The organism is Pseudomonas quasicaspiana (assembly GCF_021147825.1).
In the GTDB taxonomy this organism is placed as follows: domain Bacteria; phylum Pseudomonadota; class Gammaproteobacteria; order Pseudomonadales; family Pseudomonadaceae; genus Aquipseudomonas; species Aquipseudomonas quasicaspiana.
On sequence record NZ_JAGTPI010000021.1, the window covers coordinates 32,611 to 44,582 of the forward strand.

The following is an 11,972-nucleotide window of genomic DNA, read 5'->3' on the forward strand; positions in this document are numbered from 1 at the left end:
TACAGTAAAAAGCATTCCAAATCAGATAGTTATATTTTGTTTGATAGGAGCTGGGCTTGCCCGCGAAGAATTTAACTCGAAGGCGCTGGTTCACCACCCTTCTCAGCCTGCTCCCGCTCCGCATCACTCGGCTCCTTAATCCGATACCACGCCACATACAGCGCTGGCAAAAACAGCAGCGTCAGCAAGGTCGCGATGATGATGCCGCCGATCATGGCGTAGGCCATCGGGCCCCAGAATACTTCGCGGGCGATGGGGATCATGCCCAGGCTGGCGGCTGCTGCGGTCAGCAGGATTGGGCGACGGCGATGCTGGGTGGCTTCGGCTACGGCATCCCATGGCAGGTAGCCGTCGCGTTCATACGCGTCGATCTGCGTCACCAGAATCACCGAGTTACGGATGATGATCCCGATCAGCGCCAGTATTCCGAGAATCGCCACAAAGCCCATGGGCGTACCCGTCGGGATCAGCGCCAACACCACGCCAATCAAGCCCAAAGGTGCAACGCTGGCGACCAGGAACATCTTCTGCACACTGTGCAGTTGAATCATCAGGAACGTCGCCATCAGGAAGATCATCAGCGGCACGACACTGGCAATGGGGCCTTGAGCCTTGCCACTCTCTTCAACGGTGCCGCCAGTAGCAACCTTGTAGCCCGCCGGTAAACCTGCAGCGAACTTGTCGATCTCAGGTTTGAGCTGCTTGACCAGATCCGTTGGCTGCATGTCATCCGCTACCGCTGCTTTAACCGTGATAGTCGGCTTGCGGTCACGACGCCATACCAACGGCTGCTCCAGTTCATAACGCACCGTCGCAAACGCCAGCAATGGGATGGACGTGCCGCCCGGCGTCACAATCTGCAGATTCTGCAGGGTTTCCGGCGACCCACGCTCCGCGTCCTCAGCACGGCCCACGACATCAATCAGGTAAATGTCATCACGCACCTGCGTCACCGGCGAGCCGCTGACGATGCTGTTCATCAGCTTGGCCACGTCCTCAGACGACAAGCCCAACTGACGCGCCTTGTCCTGGTTGATGTCGATGCGCAGGACCTTGCCCGGCTCGTTCCAGTCGTAAATCAACTCGCCAACATGTGGATTGGCGTCCAACAGTGTGGCCAGTTCGATGGCGTGCTGGCGCACCTTGTCGATGTTTTCACCGCTCACCCGATACTGCAGCGGACGCCCCACCGGCGGCCCCATTTCCAGCGGCTGAACAAAGCTGCCAATACCGACAAACTCTTCGCGCAGACGCTTGTTGAGACGGTCGGTCAGATCGGCGCGCTGCTCAAGGCTTTTGCTGACGATCACCAACTGCGCGTAGTACGGATTTTCCAGTTGCTGGTCCAGCGGCAGATAGAAGCGCAGAGCACCCTGACCGATATACGTGCTCCAGCGCTCAATGTCCGGATCGTCCTTAAGCGTCGCTTCAAAGCGGTCCACCACCTTGCGGGTTTCGTTAATCGAAGCGTTTTGCGGCAGGTTCAGGTCGACGAGAACCTCCGGCCGGTCTGAAGACGGGAAGAACTGGTTCTGCACGAACTGCATGGAGAACACCGCCGCCACAAACATCAGGATGGTGAAAATGAGGGTGATCCAGCGATGCCGCATCGCCCAGAACATGCTGTTGTTGAAACCGCGGGCAATGCGCCCTTCCTTCTCTTTTTCGTCTTTCTTTTTGATGTTGGCGCTCAGGATATGCACGCCGATCACCGGCGCAAACAGCACCGCCACCACCCAAGACACCAGCATCGCCACGGCAATCACCGCAAACAGCGTGAAGGTGTATTCCCCCGCCGAGCTGGCATTGAGACCAATGGGCACGAACCCGGCGACAGTCACCAGCGTACCGGTGAGCATCGGGAAGGCCGTCGAGGTATAAGCGTAAGTCGCGGCCTGCTCCTTGGTTTCGCCCATTTCCAGACGAGTAACCATCATCTCCACCGTGATCATCGCGTCGTCCACCAGCAAGCCGAGGGCGATGATCAAAGCGCCGAGGGAAATCCGCTGCATGGTGATGCCGCTGTATTCCATGAACACAAAGACCATGGCCAGCACCAACGGGATCGAGCAAGCGACCACCAATCCAGCACGTACACCCAGGCTGACGAAGCTGACGATCAACACAATCACCACCGCCTCGAACAGCGCGCTCGTGAAGCCGCCGACCGCCTTCTCAACCACTTCGGCCTGATCCGAGACGTTGTGCACGCCGACGCCCACCGGCAGATTGGCCGTCGCCGCGTCCATGCGCTCATGCAGCGCCTTGCCGAATGACTGAATGTTGCCGCCCTTCTTCATCGCAATGGCCAGACCTATGGCGGGCTTGCCGTTGAAGCGGAACATCGGTTTCGGTGGGTCGACATAGCCGCGCGTGATGTCGGCGATATCACTCAAACGATAGAAGCGATCATTGAGACGCAGGTTGACCTCAGCCAGATCTTTTTCCGACGCAAACTGCCCCGAGGTCCGCACCGAAATCCGCTCCGGCCCGGCTTCGATCACGCCCGCTGGCGTGACCGCGTTTTGCGATTGCAGGCTTTGCACCACCTGGCTTTGATCCAGGCCCAGTGCCGCGAGCTTGCGGGTAGAAAAATTCAGGTACACCACTTCGTCCTGCTGGCCGATCATTTCGACCTTGCCCAGCCCAGGCACTTCGCGGATTTCCGTACGGACTTGCTCTACGTAATCACGCAACTGACGCATGGAAAAACCATCCGCCGTAAATGCGTAAATCGACCCGTAAACATCACCGAATTCGTCGTTGTAAAACGGCCCTTGGGTGCCTTGCGGGAATTGCGCGCGGATGTCATCGATCTTCTTGCGCACCTGATACCAGATCTCCGGAATGTCCTTCGCAGAGGTGGTGTCGTGCAGGAAAATCATGATCGTGGACTCACCGGGACGCGTATAGCTTTTCACGTAGTCCAGCGAGTCCAGTTCTTCGAGTTTCTTCTCGATGCGGTCGGTGACTTGCTCAAGGGTTTCATCCACCGTCGCACCCGGCCAGCGGGTTTGTACGACCATGGTTTTGATCGTGAAGGACGGATCCTCCTCACGGCCAAGATTCATGTAGGAAAAGACGCCCATCAACAGCGCAACGAACATCAGGTACCAGACAAAAGACTGATGCTTGATGGCCCATTCGGACAGGTTAAAACTCCCTTTCATCGCGGGCTTTCCTCATCGACTTTAACTTTCTGGCCCGGCTTGAGGCTGTTGACCCCGGCACTCACCACCCACTCGCCGGGTTTGATCCCGTTATTCAATACAAAACTGTCGCCCGTACGGCTGATGACGTTCACAGCGCGAGGATTAACCGTCTGGTTTTGCCTGTCGATGATCCACACCTGCGCCTTGCCATCCACTTCCTGCAGCGCATTGATCGGTAGCTCAGTGCGCGAAGCAATAGCTGAACTCAGGCTGACGCTGATAGCGGTACCCAGCCTGAACGCTTCCGGCGTCTCTTTCAGGGTCAGTCGAGCACGGCGGGTGCGGGTGGTGCGCTCGGCTTGCGGTTCAATCTCGCGCAGCGTCGCGGTGGTATTGATCTGCGGATCAAGCTGGCTGGCGACCTTGAACTCGACACCTTGGGGCAACTGGTCAGCAAGGGAACCAGGCAAATCGATTACCGCTTCTTTGACGTCCGGGCGAGCCAGGGTCACGACCTCTTGCCCGGCGGTGACAACCTGACCGGCTTCAACCTGCCAGCGGGTAACGACGGCAGCGTGATCGGAGCGCAACTCGCTGTACCCCAACTGATCCTGGGCCTGGCTCAGTGCCGCGCGTGCCTGTTCGAGTGATGAGTTGGTGGTTTTCAGATCGGTCTGAGCGATGTCCAGTTGTGCCTGGGCACCCACGCCCCGGTCAAACAACTCCTGTTGGCGACGGGCATTGGCTTGGGCGTTGATCCACTGCGCTTGAATGCGCGCCAGATCACCTTGGCGAGCTCGCACATTATTCTGCTGGTCGGTAGGGTCCAGCGTGGCAAGCAATGCGCCTTGGGCGACTTCACTGCCGACGTCGACACTGCGTTGAGCGATTCGCCCAGCGACCCGGAAACCGAGGGTGCTTTCATAACGCGCTTCAATGTTGCCAGCAAACCGGCCGAGGCTTTCCTCAGAAATCGCCTTCGCTTCGACATGCAGCACGGGGCGCACTGGCTCCGGCGCGGGCTCTTCCTGACTGCACGCGCTCAACAGCGGCAGCAATAACAACCACGACAAACGCTTCATGGCTGCACCTTCGCGGGTTTCTGCTGTTCACTGGCGGCGATTTCCACGTGCATGTCGGGGTGCAACAACTGCCCCCCGGCGACCACCACTTTCTCACCAGACTTCAAGCCATCGGTGATGATGACTTTGGCGGTCAGGTAACGGCCTACCGTGACAGCGCGCAAATTGGCTTTGCCTTGATCGTCCACTACCCACACTGCTGGCTTGCCCAGTTGATCGCCCAACCCCTTGGTCAGCGCAGCCCATGGCAGTTCGACGCTGGCCTTGCCCGGCGTGGTCAACGCCCCGCTGACCACCGAGCCGAGGTCCATGCCAGCGGGTAATTTCTGGAGGCCGATTTTTACTTGTACGGTGCCGGTTTCGGCTGACACGGCGGGGGTCACTTCACGGACTTTGCCGACCGTTTTGATTTGCGGGTTATCGAGCAGCGTCACCACCACCGGTTCATCACCGGATGCCTGGGCGAACAGTGACTCATAGACGTTGAATACCGCGTCACGCTCCCCATCCCGGGCCAGGCTGAAAATCGGCACGGTGGCCTGTACCACTTGCCCGACTTCCGCCTGACGCTCAGTAATCACCCCAGGCGCGTCGGCGACCAAGGCGGTGTAACTCAATTGCTCACGGGCACTGGCCAGCTGAGCTTGCGCAGCATTGAGCGCGCTCTGGCTGCTGCGCAATGCGGCCTGTGCGGAATCGTATTCGCTGCGGCTGGTATAGCCCTTGGGCAGCAGTTTTTCCTGTCGCACGAACGCAGCACGGGTCTGCGTCACCCGCGCTTGCTCGGCGGCGACAGCCGCCACGGCGGAATCGACGTTGGTCTGCAAGTCTTTGGGATCAAGTCGCGCCAGCACTTGCCTGGCCGTGACCCGATCACCCACATCCACCATTCGCTGAATGATCTTGCCGCCCACGCGGAATGAAAGCTGAGTCTGCACCCGGGCCTGAACGTCACCGGTCAATGCAACCTGAGCGGCGTAATCGATGCTTGCGACTTCTTGTACATAGACACGTGGCAGGTTGGCGTCAGCAGGTTTTTCCTCGCCGCAGCCGGTCAGAATCGCCAGCGACAATGTCAGGCCAAACAACGCCAATCTTGGGGGGAAAGCGGGCATGCAGACTCCTTATGCGGATGCCGTGCGCGTGCCTCGCTGTAAACAGTGGGTGGCGCCGTGACTATGCGACTCTAAGCGTAGATCAGGGTTCCTTGAGGTGCGTGATTGGTTGCAGGTGAGTGGGCATTCAGCGGGGCATGCAAAAGATGAAATAGCGTTTGCCGAATTCAAATAGACATATGTACCGCTGTTTTCACGGGTATATCCGTAGCATGTCGTTCCTGCCCGCAACGATTTCATCAAAGCCTTGCAAAACTGGTCGATGCTCCATAACCTTTCCAGTAACACACCCGCCATGCCTATGGCTGCCTCTGCAGCCAAGCACAAATCGAGCGGGTTTTTTATGCCCGCCAGTTTCTCACCGTGAGGCTCTTTAGCAAGGCCGCCATCACTGTGGACGAGCAATTGTCCCTGCTGAAAATGCGCGGATTACTGATTCAGGACGAAAGCGAGGCACGCTGCTTTCTGGCGTCTGTGAGCTTTTTCCGCTTTTCCCCTTATATGCGTCCCTTCCAGGTCACTGATGACGTGGAACACGGCTTTCGGCCCGGCGCCAGCTTGCGGGATCTCACTCGTCTGTATGAATTTGATCGCAGGCTACGCCTATTGGTAATTGATGCCATCGAGCGGATCGAAGTCGCTATCCGCTCAGTCATCAGTAACCACATGGGGCCACGCTACGGGTCCCATTGGTATCTGAACCCGCTTTTTTTCCAGCGTGGATATCGTCACAGCGCCCTACTCGACAACATCAGACGCAAACAGACCGAAGCTAGACGTGACTACGAGCGTGAATGCCAGCGCATTGATCGGTCCAACGCATCCAAGTCGCGTAAGAGCCACTTAAAGAAATTGCGCAGCAAAGAAAGCTACCCGCGTCACTACGCCCTTACTTACTGTGAGCCAGACCTGATGCCTGCATGGGCGGCCATGGAAGAAATAACCTTTGGCGATCTGTCGCACCTTTTTAAAGGCTTGGCTCGTGACTCGGACAAGAAAGCCATCGCCCGAAATCTGGCGCTACCAAGCCCGTTGCTGCAGTCCTGGCTGCACAGTTTGACCGCTATCCGCAACGTCTGCGCTCACCATGCAAGACTTTGGAATCGTGAACTTGGTATCCGGCCCGAGCTCCCCAAAACGGCCATGTTTTTATGGCCCCAGCACCTGCAGCAAACGGGGTCACATGCCCGAGTGTTTATGATCCTGTGCATCATTAATATTTTGATGTTTCAAGTTAGTCCTCATACGAACTGGGACAGACGGTTGCACGAGCTAATGGATGCGCACCCTGAAATTGATCTCTATGCAATGGGTTTCCCGATTGACTGGTTTCAGGATCCGTTTTGGGGAGGGAGACAATGACTGCGCTGGATTCAGGTATCCGTGCATGCCGCTTGGCTCATCATTCGCCAAGCGATCTGGTTAAACTCCCTTCTTCTCACCGGCAAGGAAGCAGCCATGCTTAAAACTCTCGCGGTCGCTAATTACCGGTCGATCAACAACCTGATCGTGCCGCTTGAGCGTCTTAATGTCATTACCGGCCCCAATGGCAGCGGTAAGTCCAATCTTTACCGGGCCCTTCGGTTGTTGGCTGAAACTGCGCAAGGCGCTGTAACCAATGCCCTGGCCCGTGAGGGCGGCCTGGACTCCACGTTTTGGGCCGGGCCCGAGAAAATCTCGAGGCGCATGCTCAATGGCGAGGTAGACGTGCAAGGCGGGCCAAAGGAAAAGGTCACTCGACTGCGCCTGGGTTTTGCCGCAGAGGATTTCAGTTATGCGATTTCGCTAGGGCTGCCTGAACCCCCTCCACGTCTGAATCCCTCGGCGTTTGCCCTTGATCCAGAGATAAAGCGCGAATGCATCTGGGCCGGGGACGTCTATCGGCCGGCAAGCCTGCTGGTGGACCGTGCAGGCCCGATGATTCGAGCACGTGACGGTCGAAACTGGGACGTTCTGGCGCAACATACGCCGACCTTTGACAGCCTGTTCGATCAGATTGGCAGCCTGCGGTCGTCACCCGAAGTGTTGCACCTACGGGAAAGTATCCGTGGCTGGCGCTTTTATGATCACTTTCGCACCGACTCAGAAGCCCCGGCACGCCGCGCGCATTTAGGTACGCGCACGCCAGTGCTGCATCACGATGGCCGGGATCTGGCCGCAGCACTGCAAACCATTCTGGAAATCGGCGAGCCCGAGGCGCTTCATGCCGCCATCAGTGATGCCTTCCCCGGTGCCAGCCTGAAAATCAATGTCGTGCGCGGCGGGCTGTTCGCGGTGGAGTTTTATCAGGAAGGTTTGTTGCGCCCGTTGTCGGCATCAGAATTGTCCGACGGCACGCTGCGCTACCTGCTGCTGATCGCCGCCCTGCTCACCCCGCGACCGCCCACCATGATGGTGCTCAACGAACCGGAAACCAGCCTGCACCCTGACCTGCTGCCCGCGCTGGCGCGTTTGATTATCAAAGCTTCGCAACACTGTCAGGTTTGGGTGGTATCCCATGCCAGCCGATTGATCGCCGCACTGGAGCAAAGCCCGGAATGCAATGCGATCGAGCTTGAAAAGGTGTTGGGGCAAACCGGGATCGTCGGGCAAGGGATGCTGGATGCACCGGCGTGGCATTGGCCGGATTGAGACAGCGGGGCTTGCGGTCTAGACGTGGGAGATAGGCATGACTGATCTCTGTGGCGCTCGTATCGCAAGCAAGCTCGACTGTCACAGAGTGCATGCGTGTCGCGGGATCCGCAGAACTTGTGGGAGCTGGGCTTGGCGGCGATAAGGCTGGACGCGGTTGACCTGATAACTGCGGTGCCTGTATCGCGGGCAAGCCCAGCTCCCACAGAGATAGCGTTCGGCCTCAGGATTGAGTTGTTATGCGGGCTTCAGCGGGGTTCGACGCGTTCCAGTGAGCGGTCAAGTTCGGCTTTGGCCATGGCGATCAGGTGCACGACCGAGAAGGCCAGGTCGCGTTTGGGGCCGTTGAGTGTGTCGCCGGTTTCATAGGCGGTGGCGGCTGCGCAGCGTAGTAGGTCGCTGACATGGAGCAGCGATTCTTCAAGGGTTGGCAGCGGTGGATCTGGTGTTAATTTTTTCATCGTTGATTCCTTGTGTTGAAGGAGCCACCGAATGTTCGCTGCTAAACAAATAGAAGGTGGCGGCTTTGTCGCGGGTTAGCAGACCGGTGGAATCAACAAGACCGGCGCACCCGAAGATGCCCCACGCAAAGCCGCCATAACGCGGTACTTGCGCTGTCAATTCACGAAGCAGGCTGCTAAACCCGATCACTGATGAGTCAGTGACGGACGCAGCCTAGTGTCCGAAATTGGCACGCGCAAGGGCTCAGGATTTTCTAGGAAAGTTCGCACAGAAGAAAGGGAAACGGCCGCAGGAAAGGGCCTTCAAAGGTGGGTTTTTCGTGAGTTGAAGTTACAAAATTGTCCAGCCGGAACGAGTTTCCTTGTGGGAGCTGGGCTTGCCCGCGATAAGGTATCGGTGATGTATCTGCAAACCGAGGTGTTCTTATCGCGGGCAAGCCCAGCTCCCACAGGATCAGCGCATACCGGTAGATGTGCTATTCCATCAGCTACCCGCACCACCATGGGCTTCTTCGAAGAAGTAATCCTTCCAGCTCGCCGCCTTGTTTTTCAGCACGCCCAGCTCTTGCAGTTTTTCAGCATAAATAAAGGTGCGCTGCGGAGTGATGGTGAAGTCGATTTCCGGATCGGAAACAATCTTCTCTACAAATGGCAGTGCCAGCTTGGATTGCTCTACGCGGATGTAGGTCTGGGCAGCAGCAGGCTTGTCGGCCTTGATGATTTTCTCGGCTTCAGCCAGTGCGTCGTAGAACGCTTTGTAGGTTTTCGGGTTTTCGTCGTGGAATTTCTCGGTGGTGTACAGCACGTTGAACGTTGCCTGACCGCCCAGCACGTCGTACGAACTCAGCACTTTATGCACGTTCTTGTTTTCCAGCGCCTGATACTGGAACGGCGGGCTGGAGAAGTGCGAGTTGATTTCGGAGCCGCCCGAGATCAACGCAGAGGTCGCGTCCGGGTGCGGCAGGCTTACCGAGATGTTGTCGAATTTCTTGAAGTTCTCGTTACCGAACTCTTTGGCAGTTTCGATCTGCAAGGTGCGCGACTGGAAACCCACGCCTGCGGCTGGCACGGCGATGCGGTCTTTGTCGGTGAAGTCCTTGAGGGTTTTCACGTTCGGGTTGTTGGTCAGCAGGTAATTGGGCATTGAGCCCAGCGACGCGATGGCTTTGACGTTCTGTTTGCCCTTGGTGCGGTCCCAGATGGTCAGCATCGGCGGTACGCCTGCGGACACCACGTCCAGCGCGCCAGCCAGCAACGCTTCGTTCATGGCGGTCGCGCCGGAAATGCTGTTCCAGTCGACCTTGATGTCGATGCCCTGCTCTTTACCGTGCTTTTCGATCAGTTTTTGATCACGGACCACGTCCAGAATCAGGTAACCGATCCCGAATTGCTGAGCGATGCTGATCTTGCCTTCGGCCTGTGCGCCGCCGCTGAGCAGGCCGATGGTTGCGGCGAGCGCGATGATGGCTGAGCGCTTGAAAGGAATTACCATTTGAAACCCCACATCAAAAATGTTGTTGATATCAGTGGGAGCAGAGCTTGCTCGCGATAAGGCTGGACGCGGTTCAATTTAGATCGCGTGGACCTTATCGCGGGCAAGCCCAGCTCCCACAGAAGCAATGTTCCAACTCATCTATCGCTGCATACCCCAGCGCTTGACGGTCAGGCGCTCGACGTTGGCGAACAGCAGGTTTTCCACCAGCAGGCCGATCAGGATGACGGCAGCCAGGCCAGCAAAAACTTTGTCGGTGTACAGCTCGTTGCGGTTCTGGAAGATGTACCAGCCCAGGCCGCCTTTGCCGGACGATGCGCCGAAGACCAGTTCGGCCGCGATCAGGGTCCGCCAGGCGAACGCCCAGCCGATTTTCAGGCCTGCCAGAATTGACGGCAGTGCCGCAGGAATCAGGATGTGCCAGACAAAGCGCAAGCCCTTGAGGCCATAGTTGCGACCGGCCATGCGCTGGGTTTCCGAGACACCCAAGAAGCCCGCATAAGTATTGAGCGCCAGCGCCCACAGCACCGAGTGCACCAGTACGAAAATCAGGCTGTTCTGCCCCAGCCCAAACCAAAGCAGTGCCAGTGGCAGCAGCGCAATGGCAGGCAATGGGTTGAACATGGCGGTCAACGTGCCGAGCAGGTCCCGACCCAACTGCGTCGATACCGCCAGCGTGGTCAGGGCGAAGGCCAGGACGATACCAATCAGGTAGCCCTGAATGAGCACGGTCAGGGAAATCCAGACCTTGCTGATCAGTTCGCCAGACAGAATTCCTTCGTAAAAAGCAGCAGCGGTCTGCAGGAAGCTGGGCAGCAACAGGTCGTTGTTCTGAATCCGCGCGGCGACTTCCCAAAGGATGGCCAGCACGATCAGGATCACAGTTTTACGCACCCAGCTCACTTGCCAGATGCGTTGCACCAACGGGATGTCACGGGCCAGGTCTTCCTGTGTGAAAGGCTCCAGCGTGACTTCGTATTCTTCACGGATTGGGGGGGACAGGCTCATGGGTGTGTTCTCTTGGTATCTGCTGGCCCTGTTCTCCTGTGGGAGCTGGGCTTGCCCGCGATAAGGTCCACGCGATCTAAAATAAACCGCATCCAGCCTTATCGCGGGCAAGCCCGGCTCCCACAGGGAACAGCGCCAGCAAGCAGAAGTTAATAAGCGATCCGGATGTCCTGGAAATTCAGCTCGCGGTCGACCGCCTGCTCTTCGCCTTCATCGAAGAGCAGCCGGTGAATACGCTGGGCGGTGTGCTGGAAACCAACGCCGCCGAGGCTTTTCAGGTCGTATTGATGGCTGTTGATTTCAGCGCGAACGCGGCCCGGATGCGGCGACAGCAAAAGGATGCGGTTGCCCACAACCAGTGCTTCTTCAATGGAGTGCGTGACGAACAGCAGGGTGAAGCGCACTTCTTCCCACAGCTCCAGCAGCTCTTCCTGCATCTTGCGACGGGTCAAAGCGTCAAGAGCAGCGAACGGCTCATCCATGAGCAGGATTTTCGGTTGCATCGCCAAGGCGCGGGCAATCGCCACACGGGCTTTCATGCCACCCGACAAGGTGTGCGGATAAGCATCTGCGAACGCGCTCAAACCGACTTTCGCCAGGTAGTAATGCGCGCGCTCCAGTGCTTCCTTGCGCTTCAACGTGCGAGAGGCCAGCAGCGGGAAAATCACGTTTTCGATGACGGTTTTCCAGGGCGGCAGTTGGTCGAACTCCTGGAACACCACGATCCGGTCCGGGCCCGGCTCATGCACTTCAGTACCCGCCAGACGAATCTGCCCTTCGCTGGGTTTGATGAAACCGGCCACAGCCTTGAGCAAGGTTGATTTGCCGCATCCCGAAGGGCCGAGCAATACGAAGCGATCCGCCGGATCCACTTCAAAGCTGACTTGATGAGTCGCCCGCACCACACGCTCGGGCGTGCGGTATTCGAGGCTTACATTCTGGACTTGCAGCAGGGCTTCAGCAGCGGGCTGATCGACCTGTTGCGCAAGCGAATTTGCGCTAGCCGTGTGGCTTTGCAGAACAGTCATTAA

At 57.7% G+C, this 11,972-nt stretch carries 9 protein-coding genes; 2 read left to right on the top strand and 7 right to left on the bottom strand.

Translation table 11 applies throughout. The features are described 5' to 3' along the window. Positions 1 to 71: 71 nt before the first annotated feature. From KDX30_RS14430 to KDX30_RS14440, 3 genes are read right to left on the bottom strand one after another with little or no spacing between them, the layout of a single operon-like run. Complete coding sequence (locus KDX30_RS14430) at positions 72 to 3,170, bottom strand: efflux RND transporter permease subunit (protein ID WP_231676495.1); 3,099 nt, start codon at positions 3,168 to 3,170, stop codon at positions 72 to 74. Further along, entirely contained in the window at positions 3,167 to 4,234 is a 1,068-nt protein-coding gene (locus KDX30_RS14435) for an efflux RND transporter periplasmic adaptor subunit (RefSeq protein ID WP_122397552.1), read from the bottom strand. Before KDX30_RS14435 ends, KDX30_RS14430 begins: the two co-directional genes overlap by 4 nt. Next, entirely contained in the window at positions 4,231 to 5,349 is a 1,119-nt protein-coding gene (locus KDX30_RS14440) for an efflux RND transporter periplasmic adaptor subunit (RefSeq protein ID WP_027899914.1), read from the bottom strand. The genes KDX30_RS14435 and KDX30_RS14440 overlap by 4 nt, the downstream gene beginning before the upstream one ends. A gap of 363 nt (positions 5,350 to 5,712) precedes the next feature. Here KDX30_RS14440 and KDX30_RS14445 point away from each other — a divergent pair, with 363 nt between their 5' ends. Continuing rightward, positions 5,713 to 6,711 carry an Abi family protein gene (locus KDX30_RS14445; RefSeq protein WP_122397553.1) on the top strand — a complete coding sequence of 333 codons (999 nt, stop codon included), beginning with the start codon at positions 5,713 to 5,715 and terminating at the stop codon, positions 6,709 to 6,711. A 96-nt stretch (positions 6,712 to 6,807) separates the two neighbouring features. Then, positions 6,808 to 7,980, top strand: coding sequence for an AAA family ATPase (locus tag KDX30_RS14450; protein WP_122397554.1), 1,173 nt, complete (start codon positions 6,808 to 6,810; stop codon positions 7,978 to 7,980). Between the two features lie 248 nt (positions 7,981 to 8,228). Here the strand turns inward: KDX30_RS14450 and KDX30_RS14455 are convergent, their stop codons facing one another. The 4 genes from KDX30_RS14455 to KDX30_RS14470 form a co-directional block, all read right to left on the bottom strand. After that, positions 8,229 to 8,441, bottom strand: a complete 213-nt coding sequence (locus KDX30_RS14455; protein ID WP_095092925.1) for a DUF6124 family protein — start codon at positions 8,439 to 8,441, stop codon at positions 8,229 to 8,231. A 484-nt stretch (positions 8,442 to 8,925) separates the two neighbouring features. Further along, positions 8,926 to 9,933: an ABC transporter substrate-binding protein gene (locus KDX30_RS14460; RefSeq protein ID WP_231676498.1), complete on the bottom strand. Its 1,008-nt coding sequence runs from the start codon at positions 9,931 to 9,933 to the stop codon at positions 8,926 to 8,928. A gap of 141 nt (positions 9,934 to 10,074) precedes the next feature. Further along, positions 10,075 to 10,941 (bottom strand): ABC transporter permease, encoded by an 867-nt coding sequence (locus KDX30_RS14465; RefSeq protein ID WP_231676513.1) that lies wholly within the window; start codon positions 10,939 to 10,941, stop codon positions 10,075 to 10,077. 149 nt (positions 10,942 to 11,090) lie between these two features. After that, entirely contained in the window at positions 11,091 to 11,969 is an 879-nt protein-coding gene (locus KDX30_RS14470; protein ID WP_027898470.1) for an ABC transporter ATP-binding protein, read from the bottom strand. Positions 11,970 to 11,972: the final 3 nt, after the last annotated feature.

Excerpts from the sequence above, each read along its gene's own strand:
- KDX30_RS14455 (WP_095092925.1), bottom strand. The coding sequence starts at position 8,441 with ATGAAAAAATTAACACCAGATCCACCGCTGCCAACCCTTGAAGAATCG.
- KDX30_RS14450 (WP_122397554.1), top strand. The coding sequence starts at position 6,808 with ATGCTTAAAACTCTCGCGGTCGCTAATTACCGGTCGATCAACAACCTG.
- KDX30_RS14470 (WP_027898470.1), bottom strand. The coding sequence starts at position 11,969 with ATGACTGTTCTGCAAAGCCACACGGCTAGCGCAAATTCGCTTGCGCAA.
- KDX30_RS14465 (WP_231676513.1), bottom strand. The coding sequence starts at position 10,941 with ATGAGCCTGTCCCCCCCAATCCGTGAAGAATACGAAGTCACGCTGGAG.
- KDX30_RS14460 (WP_231676498.1), bottom strand. The coding sequence starts at position 9,933 with ATGGTAATTCCTTTCAAGCGCTCAGCCATCATCGCGCTCGCCGCAACC.
- KDX30_RS14440 (WP_027899914.1), bottom strand. The coding sequence starts at position 5,349 with ATGCCCGCTTTCCCCCCAAGATTGGCGTTGTTTGGCCTGACATTGTCG.
- KDX30_RS14430 (WP_231676495.1), bottom strand. The coding sequence starts at position 3,170 with ATGAAAGGGAGTTTTAACCTGTCCGAATGGGCCATCAAGCATCAGTCT.
- KDX30_RS14435 (WP_122397552.1), bottom strand. The coding sequence starts at position 4,234 with ATGAAGCGTTTGTCGTGGTTGTTATTGCTGCCGCTGTTGAGCGCGTGC.